Genomic DNA, 15499 nt, shown 5'->3' with positions numbered 1-15499 from the left:
TTACTTTTTGGCAAGCTTAGCTTCGATGGAATGCATAGTATGTGGAACTGCCCTTAACCTTTCTTTGGAAATCAGTTTGCCAGTGTCTATACAAACCCCGTATGTTCCATTTTTGATTCTTACTAAGGCATTTTCCAGATTGATAATGAACTTCTGCTGTCTGGCAGCTAACTGGTTCATGCTTTCTCTTTCCAAAGTATCTGCCCCATCTTCCAGAAGCTTTGAGGTAGAAGCAGTAGGGTCTGTACCACTATCATTCTTTTTGCTGATGGTATCTTTCAGAATATGAAGTTCTTCCTTAGCAACTTCCAATTTCTTCAAGATTATCTCCTCAAACTCTTTTAACTCATCGGGAGAGTATGCTGTTTTGGTACTTTCACTCATGATCGTTACGGTTTAATGTTAATGCTGGGTTTCCTTCCTGAAAAGGTAGCTAAAAATACATTTCCAAGGCAGAATTGCAAAGATTAAACGAACGATTGGGGAAATATATTTAGAGCAAAGTTTCTTCTGGAAAATATCGAAAGATGTAACTTCTTAACTTTCAGAGCAAAGCAATGAAAAGTTCATTCTTTTCGGTTTTGACATAAAAAAAACCGTCATGCGACGGCTTTTTCCTCTTGACTGATTTTTCTGAGACGAATCTCTAAGACACTTTCTTCGAGATCGATTCTATATCTCATACTCAGGTAATTCTGCACATCTTTCAGTGATTTTTGCTGAGCCAAATGTAATTCCTTAAGCGCCTGTATGATCAGATCGTTTTCCATAGGGTGTTGCGTTAAATCCTATCTTAATGTACTGAAAATATTAGACTTAGGTTTTATTTGGAAAGAATTTTTTTATAGTTTTTGAGCAATTACAATAGTTTTCTTTATAGCAAAAGTCTCTCCATTCGGATTAAACAGCTCCACCAAAAGAATGTAATAGCCTACCGGTACACGATTTCCGGTTTGGTCAATTCCTGTCCATGTATAAAATCCATTTGTACCGAGAAGTGCGTTTTCGGCGAGAGGTTGAATAAGTCTTCCATTCAGATCATAAATCTTAAAGGACCCAACCCAACCGGGTTCATCAAGGCTAAATGAAATATTGGTAAACGTCTGGCCATTGGTTCCCTCCGGATCGAACACTTCCGGGTCTATGGAAATAAGCTCTCCACTTGGAATAGCTTCAAAAGCTTGAGAGTTTTCTCTTCCAGGCGTAGCAAAACCTTGACTTTCAGCAGCAGATTGCCAATTCTGAACATTATCAGAACCTTGGTTTAAAGAGATTCTTTCCAGAGAGACACCCTTTGGATCACGAAGCAAAGGATGGTGCAAGTCTTCACTAAAGGTAAACCGATCGCTGCTTTGCCCCTGAGAATCCAACACACGAACTGTACCGCCAGAAATCGGATAACTCGGAAGTGAAGGAATCTGAAAGAGATTTCCATTTAGACCTTCAAGGTAACCTGCCCGGAGACGAACTGTGTCTTCAGTAATGGCGATAAAATCCTCCGGAAATAAAATCAGTCCATCATCCGATAACATCTTAAGATTATCGGGCTCGCCCATATCATCTTCATTTGCCAAAAACCAATCCCCAATTTCCAGATAATCATTTGTCCTATTTGCGAGCTCCACAAATTTTGGTTCGCCGGAAATTGGGTTAAATAGAATTTCATTGATCAATACCTCACCAATTTGAGCCTTCCTTGGAAAAATTATTTCAAAAGGAAAAGGACCATCAAAAAAAATCCCGGCACAATCTGAAACTTCAAGTCCATCAACTTGATAAATCTGATTTGATACGAATGGAGTTTCAGAATAAAAGGTGACAAGGCTACCCGAAACCTCCACGCTATCCAATTTTATCCCACCAGAAAACAAAAGGGAGATCTCCTCATTATTTTGCGATATAGGCTCATTAAATTCAAAGAAAACAGCGGTTTCATTTAAAAACCCAAAGTTCCTAAGGGTAGGAGCTTCTTCATCAGGACTAAGGTTAAGAACAGAATTTTCTCGTCCCGGAGTACCTCGAAAAGGGTCTATTGAAGGCCTTAAAAGCTCAGATTGATCGCAAGCAAGAAATGGATTAACCACTTCCAAACTATAGCCTCCACTCGCCAATTCAGAATCAGCCCATGAACTGTTAGAATAAGAAATCTTATCAATAATCCTTCCTCCGTTTTTTAGATTGATCGTAGCTCCTGAGTTTAGAAGGGTCGGCCAGGATTCCAGAGGAATAACTTTACTTAATCCTAAAAAATCATCTTGTGAACCCTGAGGAACCAGCAACACCAATTCATTAGGATCAATCCAAAACTCCGGTAAAATAGCTATCCTTTCACCTACCTGAATGGAGATAGAATCTATTCGAAATAGCTTCTCTCCTGCATGGAAAAGTTCCAGGTACTCCACATTGGGTAAGTCATTCCCAGACCTAGGGGCTGGCATAAGTTCATTGATCACCAAAGCCTTTTTTGGGATATCAGTAGGGTCAAAAAATTGAAAATCAAACTTCAGATTTTGACTTTCACTTCCTTCTAAGTCTGAAATGGATTGAATGAAAAGCTCATAATTCTTTCCTTCTTCTAGACTTTGATCAAACCGAAGATTCACGACCGAATCTTCTTTCAGCACCACCTGATTGGGCTCAAGGCCATCTAACTTGTAATTGATTAAAATTTGAGAGAACACAGGATCAATGGGCTCGCTAAATCTTATTTCGATTTCATCAGAATCGAAACCTCTTACTTCGGAAATCACTGGAGGGTCTGTATCGGGAACAAAATCCCCATAGCTAAAATCATCCATAATCCACCTTGCCGCGGTCCCTGAACCTTCTCCATATAGAATGGAGAGTTTTAAATGAATCTCTAAGCCCCTCAGTTCCTCCGGGATTTCGAGTTCAAATTTTCTGAAATCCTGATCCTCATTTTTAAACTCTTCGGGACCTCCAAGAATAATTGGATCAGAAAAATCTCCGTCTAAACCGAAAGAATAATAAACCTCTGCAGAACGATTTCCGGAGCCATTCTGAACTGATTTTGCAAAAAAGAAAAGGGATGGATCTTCAAAATTCCTTAAATCCAGTTTCACTAAAAGTTCTCCGTTAAATGTGGAAATTGGCTGAACAGCCAGAGCCCGGCTTCCATCTCTCCCAAGATTTTCCACCTGGAAAATTCTGGAGGACCCATCTCTAACTTCATTCCCACTCCAATCAGGGAGAAACTCTTGAGGTGTAGACTGAATACTGAAATCCTCCTCAAAATTCTGCGCAATGAGGTTGGTTTCCGCATCTGAAGCATTTAGAGCGAAAAACCAAAGGGTTAGCCAAAAAGTCAAAAAAGTAAACACTACTAAAAAATTGAACCTCAGTTAATCTACAAATTATTTAGTTTCGTTCTTCGATTTCACAACAAAAATCATCTCCATTCCTTTCAAAACGGGAATTTGAACGTACTTTTGTGACTCTTGAACCTAAACCATTCCAGTTATGAGATTAGCTGTTGTCGGAGCCACCGGGCTGGTGGGCTCGGAAATCCTTGAAGTGCTATCGGAGCATAATTTTCCATTTGATGAATTATACCTCGTAGCGAGTGCCAGATCCGTGGGTAAAATCATTTCCTATAAAGGAAAAGAGTATTCAGTTATCGGTTTAGATGAGGCTGTTTCATTGAAACCGGATATTGCCATTTTCTCCGCAGGGGGCTCCACCTCACTAGAATGGGCCCCTAAGTTTGCAGAAGTAGGAACCGTGGTTATTGATAATTCTTCTGCATGGAGGATGGATCCAAGCAAAAAGCTGGTGGTACCTGAAATCAATGCAAAAGAAATTGGTCCAGAGGACAAAATCATTGCAAACCCAAATTGCTCTACAATTCAAATGGTTCTGGCTCTTGAACCTTTGCGCCAGCGCTACGGAATCAAAAGAATCGTGGTATCCACGTATCAGTCTGTCACCGGCACAGGTAAAGCTGCCGTAGATCAGATGATGGCTGAGAGAAATGGAGAAGAAGGAGAAAAGGTTTATCCCTATAAAATTGATATGAATGTTATTCCACACATCGATGTATTCCAGGAAAATGGATATACCAAGGAGGAGATGAAAATGATCAATGAAACCAAAAAAATCTTTGGTGACGATTCTATTCAAGTTACCGCAACTACGGTAAGAATTCCCACAATGGGTGGCCATTCAGAATCCGTGAATGTGGAGTTTAAAGAAGATTTTGACCTCGATGAAGTGAGGCAGTTGCTTTCAGAAACAGAGGGAGTGATCGTCCAGGATGATCCGGAAAACCTGATCTATCCTATGCCCATCACTGCTCACAAGAAGGACGAGGTTTTCGTTGGAAGGCTGAGAAGAGACCATTCCCAACCAAACACACTGAATATGTGGGTAGTTGCGGATAACCTGCGGAAAGGTGCGGCTACCAACGCAGTTCAGATAGCTGAGTATTTCCTAAAGCATGCCCTCGTTCAGTGAATCTGAATGATTTCCATAGCGAGAATTTTAAAATTTTTGTGCTGGATCATCTAAATGATGATCCGGCACTTTTACTTTTAAGGCATCAGGGCAAAACTGATTTTGATCTAAAAGCTGCTGTTCAACAAATTTCAGCAAGGCAAAAGGCAAAAAAGAAACTTCCCGAGTGGATTTCCAATCAAGAAATCATATTTCCCCCGACTCTGAATCTGGAACAGAGCTCTTCTCAAGCCACAGCTGAATTCAAGGCCCGAGGTCAATCAGGAGGTAAATTCATTGATCTGACTGGAGGTTTTGGGGTGGATTGCTATTATTTGGGTAGAAAATTTAAGTCTGCCGTTTACTGTGAAGTTAATGAAGAGCTAGCAGAGATCACTAGCCACAATTTGAACAAATTAGCACCCGAACATTTTGAGGTTTTCACAGGTAATGGATTGGAATATCTGGAACAAAGCGACGAAACTTTCGACTTAATCTATCTGGATCCAGCTCGTAGAGGTCATGCAAATCAGAAGCTTTATAAACTATCAGATTGTGAACCGGACTTGGTTTCCCATTGGGATCTTATAAAATCAAAAGCCTCGAAAGTATTAATAAAAGCCTCTCCCATGCTGGATATTTCCAAGGCATGGGTTGAGATTCCGGATATTCAGAAAGTAACTATCGTCTCAGTAAAGAATGAGGTTAAAGAAGTTTTATTGGAGGCAGATCTAACCGGTAAAAAGTCAATGGAGGTTTTGGCTGTAGATCTGGGTGAATCAGAAAGCAGCTTTTCTTTTAGGCCTAAAGATGAAGAAAATTCAAAGGTAGAATTTGGCGAAGCTTCAAATCTCCTTTTTGAACCATTGGCAGCAATCTTAAAAGCTGGAGCCTTCAAAGTTTTTGGAAGTCGATATTCTTTAAAAAAGCTAGAGCCAAATAGTCATTTTTTTACCTCAGGAGCCATACCGGAGAATATCCCAGCCAGAGTATTTGAGGTTCTGGGTGAAATAAAACCATCTAAGAGTGTACTCAAGAAGCTTTTCCCGGAAGGAAAGGTAAATATCATAGCACGAAATTATTCGATAGGGCCAGAAGCCTTCAAAAAGAAATTTCGACTTAAGGATGGAGGGATTGACTATTTAATTGCGACGAAGACCCTCTCCGGGTTTAAGGTTTTTCACTGTCGCAGAATTAAATAGAATGTGATTAGAATTAACTAAATTAATCTTTCTAACTGATTCACTTTTAGATGGCTAATACATACACCCAGGTCTATATTCAACTGATATTTGTCGTAAAATTCCGGAAGGCATTAATTGAATCAGGCTGGGAAGAAAGGCTTTTCAAGTACATGATTGGTATTATTCATCAAAATGGTCATAAAGTTTTAGCCATTAATGGAATGCCTGACCACCTTCATATACTCATAAGTATGAAGCCCGTTCAATCTATAAGCGATCTAGCTCAAAAAGTGAAATCATCCTCCTCTAAATGGATAAATGAGAATGGCCTGGCTAGAGGCAAATTTGCATGGCAGACAGGCTATGCAGGTTTTTCCTACACTAAATCTCATGTTGATCGTGTGGTTAAATATATAGCCAATCAAAAAGCACATCATACAAAAACGGGATTCCAATTTGAGTATAAGAGGATTTTGGATGAGCTTGGTATTGAGTATAAAGAGGAGTACCTTTTTAAATCTCCTGAGTAGAAGGGCCGCCCTGACGGGGCTTGTGTTCAGGGCTAAACTTGCCTTACTAAGCTTTGGTTCCTACGGAACCAATTAAAAAAATATTTTCATGCATGGATTAAGCCAGCAACACAAAGCGAAAAGGCTAATGTATTTCGACGTTGGAGCTACCTTTGTTGCCAGAGGTAACAAAGCTTAGTAGGATTCTTACACTAGTTGTAAATCAAGTGCCTTGGGCACGACACAAAAAAAGTGAAGGTTAATCCTTCACTTCTTCATAATCGACGTACTCTCCGCCTTTGATGTCTTTCTGCCTTCTCTTTCTTTGGGATGGAGGAATGTGATCCACATTAATACTCCCATCTGCGTTTCGGTTTTGAGCCCTTTGTTGCTCCTTAGCAGCCTCATTGACCTGCTGAGCAAACTTGACAAGTTTCGTTTTCAAAAAGAAGCGAATTAGCTGAATCAGCAACCATCCGATTCCCAGTATGATAATTATGTACTTCAATTCTTAATATTTTTTATCTACTTAAATACAGGTTTCGCTCAGAGTAGATTTTCAGGAAGAAATCATCCATCAAATCATCGATAAAATAAATCGCCTCACCCGTGGATTTCATTTCAGGTCCAAGCTCCTTGTTGACATTCGGGAACTTATGAAATGAGAATACAGGCTCCTTAATCGCATAACCTTTCTTGGTAGGCTTAAAATCAAAATCAGTGACTTTGTTTTCACCTAGCATCACCTTAACGGCGTAATTCACATAAGGTTCTTTGTATGCCTTACAGATGAAAGGTACGGTCCTCGACGCTCTGGGATTCGCTTCAATAATATAAACTTTATCATCCTTCACCGCAAATTGGATGTTGATCAAACCTACCGTTTTCAGTGCCAAAGCGATTTTCTCGGTATAGGTTTCGATCTGTCGGATTACAAGGTCGCCTAAATTATAGGGAGGTAAAACGGCATAAGAATCTCCTGAGTGAATCCCGGCCGGTTCAATATGCTGCATGATACCAATTATGTACACATTTTCGCCATCACAGATAGCGTCAGCCTCCGCTTCAATCGCTCCTTCTAGGAAGTGATCCAGAAGAATTTCATTATTTGGGATATCACGAAGTACATTCACCACGTGCTGTTCCAGTTCTTTCTCGTTGATCACAATCTTCATTCCTTGACCTCCCAAAACATAAGATGGTCTCACCAAAAGTGGGAAACCGATGGTTTTGCAAAGCTCAAGTGCCTCATCGGTGTTATGAACTGTACCAAATTCCGGATAAGGCACATTATTTTCCTTTAGGAGCGTAGAAAAACGCCCCCGATCTTCGGCAAGATCCAAAGCTTCAAAGCTCGTACCCAAGATTTTGATTCCATATTTCTCCATCTTTTCTGCCAGCTTTAGGGCTGTCTGACCACCCAGCTGAACAATCACCCCTTCCGGCTCCTCATGGAGAATGATTTCATAAATATGCTCCCAGAAAACAGGCTCGAAATAGAGCTTATCCGAAATGTCAAAATCTGTTGAGACTGTCTCCGGATTACAATTAATCATGATGGTTTCATAGCCACATTCTTTGGCTGCCAAAACCCCATGCACGCAGGAATAATCAAATTCAATTCCCTGCCCTACCCGGTTCGGGCCGGAACCCAAAACCACAATCTTCTTTTTATCAGATTTCACGGATTCATTCTCCTCTCCAAAGGAAGAATAGTAGTATGGAGTTTGAGCTTCAAATTCGGCGGCGCAGGTATCCACAAGTTTGTAAACTCGTTTAATGCCAAATTCTTTATATCGCTTATTAAATACTTCGCTTTCGAGGCAATCCAAAAGATGTGCAATCTGACGGTCAGCGTAGCCTTTTTTCTTTGCCTCATCCATGACCTCATACGGAATCGTGTCGATTTTATATTTTTCGATCACATGCTCCAGTTGAATCAGCTCTTCGATTTGCTTCAAAAACCACTTGTCAATTTTGGTCAAATCCTGAATGGTCCGGAATGAGATCCCAAGTTTAAATGCATCATACACATGGAAAAGTCTGTTCCAGCTTGGGTTAGCAAGGGAATAAAGGATTTCATCCTGATTTCTAAGCTCCTTACCGTCTGCTCCAAGACCATTTCTTTTGATCTCCAATGACTGACAAGCTTTTTGCAAAGCTTCCTGGAAATTTCGACCAATCCCCATGACTTCTCCCACAGCTTTCATGGAGAGTCCAAGTCTTCGATCAGACCCCTTAAACTTATCAAAATTCCATCGAGGAATCTTCACAATGACGTAGTCTATGGTGGGCTCAAAATACGCTGAGGTGAATCCTGTGATTGAATTTTTCAACTCATCCAGATTATAACCGATCGCAAGTTTAGCAGCCACCTTGGCTATAGGGTATCCTGTGGCTTTGGAGGCCAAAGCCGAAGAACGAGAAACTCTAGGGTTAATCTCAATTCCGATAATTTCTTTATTGTCTGGGCTCACAGCAAACTGCACATTACATCCTCCAGCAAAATTCCCTATGCTATTCATCATGGTGATCGCATAGTTTCGCAGCTTTTGATATACCGTATCGGGTAGCGTCATGGCAGGAGCCACTGTGATAGAGTCACCTGTATGCACACCCATGGGGTCAAAATTCTCGATGGAACAGATCACGATCATGTTCCCGATATTATCCCGCATGACCTCTAGCTCATACTCCTTCCAACCGAGGATACTTTGTTCGATGAGCACCTCGTGAACCGGAGAGGCCTGAAGACCAGCGCTTAAGGCTTTTTCAAAATCCTCTGCCTTTTCCACAAAAGCACCTCCGGCGCCACCTAGGGTATAGGAGGCACGGATGATTAATGGAAAGCCTATCTCCTGAGCGATTTCTTTACCCTGAAGAAAGGAAGTCGCTGTGGCACCTTTACAGACCCCAACACCGATCTTTTCCATCAGTTCTTTGAACTTCTCTCTATTCTCGGCAGTGTCAATGGCGTCAATATCCACCCCAATCATCCTCACGTCAAACTTGTCCCAGATTCCTGCCTTTTCACAGTCAATAGCCAGGTTTAGAGCAGTCTGTCCTCCCATCGTAGGAAGAACACAATCTATATCCGGATGATCTTTAAGAATCTGAATGATGGACTTCTTCTCAAGCGGCAAAAGATAGACATTATCAGCGGTGACCGGATCGGTCATAATGGTGGCCGGATTGGAATTAATCAATGTGACCGTGATACCTTCTTCCCGAAGGGCTCTGGCTGCCTGAGAACCTGAATAGTCAAATTCGCAAGCCTGACCAATCACAATGGGTCCGGAACCGATAAGTAAAATATGCTTGATGCTGGAATCTTTTGGCATGGAAAGCGGCGATTAGTGAGGTTTTTAACTGTAGTCCAAATTGAGGCAAAATTAGAAAAAATAAGCTAAGCCTGAAGACTAAGCCGCAATAATATCCCAATGAAAAGTGGATTTCTAGACAGGAGTGAAAATCTAGCGGATCATAAAGCTTTTATCATCGATGGCCCGCATGGTGCAAAGCACTCCTTCCAGATGGTCAAATTCATGCTGAATGAGTTCTGAAAGGTCATCTTCAGCGCGTATAGACTGCTTCTCCCAGTTCTCATCCAGGTATTCGAGTGTCAAGGATTTATGCCTGGAAACCTTCACCAGGAGGTTCGGAAAACTCATGCAGTCATCCCAAAGCTCAAATCTGTCCTCACTCAAGTTTTTTAACTCAGGATTTATAATCACATATGGCTTGTCCAGGTTTAGGTAAAACAGCCTTTTCATGATACCCAACTGTGGAGCCGCTATCCCTCTTCCAAAACCATATACACGACGGATATCTTCCATAGCTTCGTGCAGATCCTGAACCCAACCCTTCACCTCATCTAACTCTGATTTAAGAACAGGCTCACACTTCTCGTATAATTTTGGGTTCCCAAGTTTTAAAATGTCATCGATGGTTTTCATTGGAATTGATGTTTGCGATTAACAAAAAGATATTAAAGATAGCCACTCTTTTCCCTACTTTTACTGCATGAATTTTCTATCAGTTGATCAGCTAAGCAAAGCCTTTGGAGAGCGAAAACTCTTTTCTAACATTTCATTTGGAATCGATCAGGGTCAGAAGATCGCACTGGTAGGCGTAAATGGTGCCGGGAAATCTACTCTGATGAAAATCATTATGGGATTAGAAATTCCGGACTCAGGTGAGGTGGCCATAAATCAGGGCATCAAGGTAGCCTATGTGCACCAAAACCCTGTTTTTGATTCTAACCTTTCCATTTACCAAACCATTTTTGATCAGAGCAATAGTGAAGTCATTCAGGTCATCGAAGCTTATCATAAAGCTCTTCTTGACTCAGAAAGAGGCATTGATAACTCAACTGAGATGACCAAACTATTTGAGCAGATGGATGCAGCCCAAGCTTGGGATTTTGAATATCAGGTAAAGGAAGTTTTGGGAAAACTTGGGCTTCACGACACTGGATTGCCAGTAGGAAATCTGAGCGGAGGTCAGCGAAAAAGGGTTGCTTTGGCGAAAGCCATACTGGAAAAACCGGAACTCCTGCTTCTGGATGAACCCACAAACCACCTGGACCTTGAAACGATCGAATGGCTTGAGGACTATTTAGCTAAAGCCAACCTGGCAATTTTTATGGTGACCCATGACCGCTACTTTTTGGAGAAAGTCACTAATGAGATTTTGGAATTGGATCAGGGCTCCATTCACCGCTATCAGGGAAACTACGGCTATTTCCTTGACAAAAAAGCGGAAAGGATGGAAATAGAAGATTTAGAAATAGAGAAGGCAAAGAGCCTTTATAAAAAGGAACTGGAATGGATTCGGCGTCAACCAAAGGCAAGGGGAACCAAGGCCAAATATAGAATTGATGCATTTTCGGAGACGAAAGAAAAGGCTTTTCAGAAGCGTGAAGAAAGGGATATTGATCTTAATGTGAGCAGTCAAAGGCTCGGGAAGAAAATCCTCGAAATCGACAAAGTTTCAAAGTCCTATGGGGAAAAGAACCTGATCAAAAATTTCGAGTACGTTTTTAAGCGAAAAGACCGAGTCGGGATAGTGGGTCCTAACGGAGCCGGAAAGACCACATTCCTCAATATGATTACAGGTCAGATTTCTCCGGATTCGGGAAAAGTGACTATCGGTCCAACCACAGCTTTTGGATACTACAGACAGGAAGAAGATAGATTTGATGAAACCAAACGCCTGATCGATGCGGTGAAAGAGGTCGCTGAGGTGGTCATCCTGGACAAAGGAAAAACGATAACGGTTAGTCAATTTCTAAATCAGTTTGGCTTTCCTCCGAAGCAACAACACACTCCCATTGCGAAACTCAGTGGTGGAGAGCGTCGAAGGCTACAGCTCTTGATGGTACTTATTCAAAGCCCCAACTTCCTCATTCTGGATGAGCCTACAAATGATCTGGATATCATGACGCTGAATACTCTTGAAGAGTTTTTAGATGATTTTCCGGGTTGCCTGATCATCGTTTCTCACGATCGATACTTTATGGATCGACTCGTGGAGCATCTTTTTGTCTTCGAGGGAGAGGGAAAGATTTCAGATTTCCCAGGCAATTATTCTGATTTAAGGGAAAGACAGAAAGAGGAAGCCAAGCTTTCAAAAAGTACAACGGTCAAAGAAAAGACCGAACCCCCGAAAGTTAAAACCGAAAGTTCTGGCCAGAAAGCCTCCTACAAGCAGAAACAAGAGTTTAAATCTTTGACAGAAAAGATCGCCCAACTAGAAGAAGAAAAGGGAAATATCACTTCTCAAATCTCTGAAGGTATTGAAGATCATGATGAGTTGATGAGTCTTTCCAATCGAATTGGGGAGATCGACTCTGAGCTGGAAGAAGCAGAACTCAGTTGGCTGGAATTAAGCGAATTAGAAGGGATTGAGGATTGATTTTTTTAACCGCAAAGATGGAAAGTGCACGAAGCAGAACTTTCGGACTTCAAATTTGAGCTTTCACCTTTCCCATCTGCCAACTGTCAACTGTCAACTGAGACTACCTACTAAATTTCTCCTTTCAAAAAACCCTGTCTCAGATCTTCAGGAAACTTCTCAATGGCATAGCGGAGCATGGTTCTTGGCATTTCTGAATAGTGCTTTTTTAAGAATTCCATTTCTACTTCCATATCCATCTTCCCAATTTCTCGAAGCATCCATCCCACAGCCTTATGCATCAGATCATGAGGATGGTTCCGTAGAATTTCAGCCAATGCCAATGCATCGTCGAACTCACCTCGTTTGATCCAATACAAAGAAGTGATCATCGCAATTCTCTGCTCCCAGAGGTTGCCACTTCTGGCAAAACCATAAAAGAGATTCTTTTCTCTGTTTTGAAAGTAATGACCTAAGATAGGGTGGCAGGTGGTATCTACGAGGTCCCAATTATTGATGTAATCCACATGATCCAGGTAAAAGTCTACAAGTTCCTTTTGATCGGATTCCGACTTTAATTTTTGATACTTATAAACTAAAGTAAATAGAGCACAAAGCCTGACCTCATGATATGGGTTTTTTAAAAGCAAATCGACTTCGTCAAAGCTAATTTCTTTAGCTACCATTTTGGCTACTTTCCGCTGCTCTGGAACCATTACTCCAAGGAACTTATCCCCTTCACCATACTCACCGGGTCCTGTCTTAAAGAATTTTGGGAAGAATGCCGCTTTCTCAGGAATCGCTCTATCCTGAAGCTTGGCAATCATTTGATCGGTGAGTTCGCTCATGATGATAACTAATAAGGAGAATTGGGTTTCAAAATGGATTAGACAAAAATTGACAAAGACTCCACAATCATTCTATCAATTGTCTCCGCAGGATTGGAATCAAATGTTCCATTAGCACGATTAGCAAGAATCGCATTGACACTCAACACCTCATGTCCGAGTAATTCTCCCAAGGCATAATATCCTGCCGTCTCCATTTCAAGGTTGGTTATGCGTTGACCGCCGTACTCGAAGGCTTGAATTTTATTTAGAAAATTTTTGACACGACTAGAAAGCCGAACTTCTCTTCCCTGTGGTGAATAGAAACCGGGTGCCGTAAGAGTAATCCCCCTTAGAAACTCGGAACCGGCTTTGGCCGATAAGGCCAAAGAACCCTCAGCCTGATAAGGACTAAAATTCAATCCAAGTTCATTTCTCAAGGCCAAGGCTAAGCTCTGATCAGCACCGGTTTCAGGATAAAAATTCATCAAGGTATCCAGTCCGATGGCCTTTTCAGAAATGAGCAAACTTCTGATCGGAATATCCTGGTGGAGTGCTCCAGAAGTTCCTAATCGAACTATCTGAAGCTTTTTCGAATTCTCCTTCACCACACGGTTTTCCAGATCAATATTCACCAAAGCATCTAATTCGGTCATAAAAATCTCAATATTGTCCGTCCCCATGCCAGTGCTCATAGCGGAAACTGTTCGTTTTCCAATGCGGCCCGTATGAGTGACAAACTCCCTTTTCGAAGTCTGGAAATCTATAGAATCAAAATGCTTGGAAACCTGGGAAACCCGGTCGGGGTCCCCTACTGTAAAAATCAAATCCCCGATCTGATCTGGAAGAAGATGGAGGTGGTAAATACTGCCATCTTCATTCAGAATCAATTCAGATTCGGGGATTCGTTTCATGGGTTTAAGAGTTTACAGCTTTGGTAGTCTCTCTCTTCCAACCCTTGTAAGGATTATATCCATTGCTCTCTTTCTGATAGTACCCTGTTCCATCATAAGGCCTTTTTTCCGGATGCTCCTTACACTCAGGTGAACAAGCTCCTTCGAGCTCTTCGGCGCAGGATTCGCAAATGGGCACGTGGATATTACAGGTGGGATTGGCACAATTCACCATTCGGTCACTCGGCTCGTTACACACATGACATCTGGATACCACGGTAGGATTAACGGAGTTCACGTCTACTGCGATTCTATTATCAAAGACATAACATTTCCCTTCAAAATCAGCTCCCTGGGCTTCCTTTCCGTACTTGATGATTCCACCATGTAGCTGATATACATCTTCAAAACCCTGCTCTAAAAGATACGCGGAGGCTTTTTCGCATTTGATGCCTCCAGTACAATAGGTGAGTACTTTCTTGCCTTTCAGATGATCTAACTCTTTTACCTTTTCAGGAAAATCCCGGAAATTGTCAATATCCAAAGTCAGAGCATTTTTAAAATGACCTAGTTCATGCTCGTAATTGGAGCGAACATCCAGGATGACCACATCTTCCTGAGCCATCATCTTTCGGAATTCTTCAGGCTCCAAATGCTTACCGGTTCTGACATTAGGATCCAGATGTCTCAGAGAACTGTGAACGATCTCCGGCTTATATCTGACATGAATCTTATTAAATGCATGCTTATCACTTGCATCAATCTTGAATTCAGTTTTGGCGAAACGAGGGTCAGAATGTATGTAGGCCATGTACTTTTCCGTGTCCTCTTTAAGGCCCGAGACAGTCCCATTTAAGCCTTCATCTGAAATGATGATTCGACCACGAATATTGTTTTCTATACAAAACAAATGATGCTGCTCGCGATACTCTTCGGCATCTTCAATCTTTGCGTAGCAGTAATACAGTAGAATTTGATAATCTTTTTTTTCCATAACTAAAGCCCTGTTTCGGCAGGGTGTTTTGGTTTATATGAATGTAAATTTACGATTTAATCAGGATTTGACAGGTGCTGCTGGATTTCCAAATACAGTCTCTCCATCCTTCACATCAGCGATCACGACAGAACCAGCACCCACTCGGGCATTTTTTCCAATCTTAACTCCAGAAATGATGGTCACTCCAGAACCGATAAACGCTCCCTCTCCGACCTCAGCCTCCGAATTAATTACCGAACCGGCCCCAATTTGGACGAAGTCCGCAACTTTCACCTTATGATCCACAATGGCACCACTATGGATAATGCAATGACTTCCCACTTCAGCCCCTGCTCCAATATTTACCCTTGCATTGATGAAATTTCCATGACCTAGGACTGCATCGGTTGAAATAAAGGCAGTCCCGTGAATTGCATTGATGGGTTGAACTTTTCTCCTTTCGTTCAGTAGCTTCACCAAAAACTTCCTGTATTTTGGATCATCCACAGCCACGAAGGCCTCGGTTTTTTTACCTATCAATTTCAGGAATCCATCATCCTCAGGATTCCCCAGTACTCCAACGGTATTGATCTCCGTTCCATGCAACTTCTCATCCTCATCGAGAAATCCATAGACCACCACTTGATTACTATTAAAGATTTCAAGTGCAGGGTGTGCGATGCCTTTCGCGCCGAATATTATTACAGGATTTTCCATAGGTCTAATTTTCTGAGCTGCAAAATTACTAGAAATTCGGCCCTTG

The 15499-nt window shown here is 41.6% G+C and carries 14 protein-coding genes; 4 read left to right on the top strand and 10 right to left on the bottom strand.

Going from position 1 to position 15499, the window contains the following annotated elements:
• The 3 genes from QVH07_RS13740 to QVH07_RS13730 form a co-directional block, all read right to left on the bottom strand.
• Positions 1-384, bottom strand: coding sequence for a TraR/DksA family transcriptional regulator (locus QVH07_RS13740; RefSeq protein WP_290001315.1), 384 nt, complete (start codon positions 382-384; stop codon positions 1-3).
• Between the two features lie 215 nt (positions 385-599).
• Entirely contained in the window at positions 600-770 is a 171-nt protein-coding gene (locus tag QVH07_RS13735) for a hypothetical protein (protein WP_290001313.1), read from the bottom strand.
• Positions 771-842: 72 nt separating this feature from the next.
• Positions 843-3341 carry a hypothetical protein gene (locus tag QVH07_RS13730; RefSeq protein WP_290001310.1) on the bottom strand — a complete coding sequence of 833 codons (2499 nt, stop codon included), beginning with the start codon at positions 3339-3341 and terminating at the stop codon, positions 843-845.
• Between the two features lie 139 nt (positions 3342-3480).
• Between QVH07_RS13730 and QVH07_RS13725 the strand changes: the two genes are divergently transcribed.
• Genes QVH07_RS13725 through tnpA form a run of 3 tightly spaced genes read left to right on the top strand, consistent with a single transcriptional unit; the run spans position 3481 to position 6166 of the window.
• Positions 3481-4473, top strand: coding sequence for an aspartate-semialdehyde dehydrogenase (locus QVH07_RS13725; protein WP_290001308.1), 993 nt, complete (start codon positions 3481-3483; stop codon positions 4471-4473).
• A 38-nt stretch (positions 4474-4511) separates the two neighbouring features.
• On the top strand, positions 4512-5654 hold the full coding sequence (locus tag QVH07_RS13720; RefSeq protein WP_290001306.1) for a class I SAM-dependent methyltransferase: 1143 nt from the start codon (positions 4512-4514) through the stop codon (positions 5652-5654).
• Positions 5655-5704: 50 nt separating this feature from the next.
• Complete coding sequence (tnpA, locus tag QVH07_RS13715) at positions 5705-6166, top strand: IS200/IS605 family transposase (protein WP_290001303.1); 462 nt, start codon at positions 5705-5707, stop codon at positions 6164-6166.
• Between the two features lie 238 nt (positions 6167-6404).
• Here the strand turns inward: tnpA and QVH07_RS13710 are convergent, their stop codons facing one another.
• The 3 genes from QVH07_RS13710 to QVH07_RS13700 all read right to left on the bottom strand — a co-directional run bounded on the left by QVH07_RS13710 (position 6405) and on the right by QVH07_RS13700 (position 10101).
• On the bottom strand, positions 6405-6590 hold the full coding sequence (locus tag QVH07_RS13710; protein ID WP_435367065.1) for a DUF4834 family protein: 186 nt from the start codon (positions 6588-6590) through the stop codon (positions 6405-6407).
• 76 nt (positions 6591-6666) lie between these two features.
• Positions 6667-9486, bottom strand: a complete 2820-nt coding sequence (gene carB, locus QVH07_RS13705; RefSeq protein ID WP_290001300.1) for a carbamoyl-phosphate synthase large subunit — start codon at positions 9484-9486, stop codon at positions 6667-6669.
• Between the two features lie 132 nt (positions 9487-9618).
• Complete coding sequence (locus tag QVH07_RS13700; RefSeq protein ID WP_290001297.1) at positions 9619-10101, bottom strand: peptide deformylase; 483 nt, start codon at positions 10099-10101, stop codon at positions 9619-9621.
• Positions 10102-10168: 67 nt separating this feature from the next.
• Here QVH07_RS13700 and QVH07_RS13695 point away from each other — a divergent pair, with 67 nt between their 5' ends.
• Complete coding sequence (locus QVH07_RS13695) at positions 10169-12061, top strand: ABC-F family ATP-binding cassette domain-containing protein (RefSeq protein WP_290001296.1); 1893 nt, start codon at positions 10169-10171, stop codon at positions 12059-12061.
• A 110-nt stretch (positions 12062-12171) separates the two neighbouring features.
• Here the strand turns inward: QVH07_RS13695 and QVH07_RS13690 are convergent, their stop codons facing one another.
• From QVH07_RS13690 to QVH07_RS13675, 4 genes are read right to left on the bottom strand one after another with little or no spacing between them, the layout of a single operon-like run.
• Positions 12172-12888, bottom strand: coding sequence for a DNA alkylation repair protein (locus QVH07_RS13690; RefSeq protein ID WP_290001294.1), 717 nt, complete (start codon positions 12886-12888; stop codon positions 12172-12174).
• Between the two features lie 38 nt (positions 12889-12926).
• Positions 12927-13781 carry a nucleoside phosphorylase gene (locus tag QVH07_RS13685; protein WP_290001292.1) on the bottom strand — a complete coding sequence of 285 codons (855 nt, stop codon included), beginning with the start codon at positions 13779-13781 and terminating at the stop codon, positions 12927-12929.
• A 4-nt stretch (positions 13782-13785) separates the two neighbouring features.
• Positions 13786-14754, bottom strand: a complete 969-nt coding sequence (trhO, locus tag QVH07_RS13680) for an oxygen-dependent tRNA uridine(34) hydroxylase TrhO (protein WP_290001288.1) — start codon at positions 14752-14754, stop codon at positions 13786-13788.
• A gap of 60 nt (positions 14755-14814) precedes the next feature.
• Positions 14815-15453: an acetyltransferase gene (locus tag QVH07_RS13675; protein WP_290001287.1), complete on the bottom strand. Its 639-nt coding sequence runs from the start codon at positions 15451-15453 to the stop codon at positions 14815-14817.
• Positions 15454-15499 lie beyond the last annotated feature (46 nt).

Source organism: Algoriphagus sediminis (assembly GCF_030403435.1).
Taxonomy (GTDB): domain Bacteria; phylum Bacteroidota; class Bacteroidia; order Cytophagales; family Cyclobacteriaceae; genus Algoriphagus; species Algoriphagus sediminis.
This window is presented reverse-complemented; position numbering and strand designations above follow the sequence as displayed.

Bases quoted from the DNA above. Each gene is read 5' to 3' on its own strand.
- QVH07_RS13740 (WP_290001315.1), bottom strand. From the start codon at position 384: ATGAGTGAAAGTACCAAAACAGCATACTCTCCCGATGAGTTAAAAGAG.
- QVH07_RS13735 (WP_290001313.1), bottom strand. From the start codon at position 770: ATGGAAAACGATCTGATCATACAGGCGCTTAAGGAATTACATTTGGCT.
- QVH07_RS13725 (WP_290001308.1), top strand. From the start codon at position 3,481: ATGAGATTAGCTGTTGTCGGAGCCACCGGGCTGGTGGGCTCGGAAATC.
- tnpA (WP_290001303.1), top strand. From the start codon at position 5,705: ATGGCTAATACATACACCCAGGTCTATATTCAACTGATATTTGTCGTA.
- carB (WP_290001300.1), bottom strand. From the start codon at position 9,486: ATGCCAAAAGATTCCAGCATCAAGCATATTTTACTTATCGGTTCCGGA.
- QVH07_RS13700 (WP_290001297.1), bottom strand. From the start codon at position 10,101: ATGAAAACCATCGATGACATTTTAAAACTTGGGAACCCAAAATTATAC.
- QVH07_RS13695 (WP_290001296.1), top strand. From the start codon at position 10,169: ATGAATTTTCTATCAGTTGATCAGCTAAGCAAAGCCTTTGGAGAGCGA.
- QVH07_RS13690 (WP_290001294.1), bottom strand. From the start codon at position 12,888: ATGAGCGAACTCACCGATCAAATGATTGCCAAGCTTCAGGATAGAGCG.
- QVH07_RS13685 (WP_290001292.1), bottom strand. From the start codon at position 13,781: ATGAAACGAATCCCCGAATCTGAATTGATTCTGAATGAAGATGGCAGT.
- trhO (WP_290001288.1), bottom strand. From the start codon at position 14,754: ATGGAAAAAAAAGATTATCAAATTCTACTGTATTACTGCTACGCAAAG.
- QVH07_RS13675 (WP_290001287.1), bottom strand. From the start codon at position 15,453: ATGGAAAATCCTGTAATAATATTCGGCGCGAAAGGCATCGCACACCCT.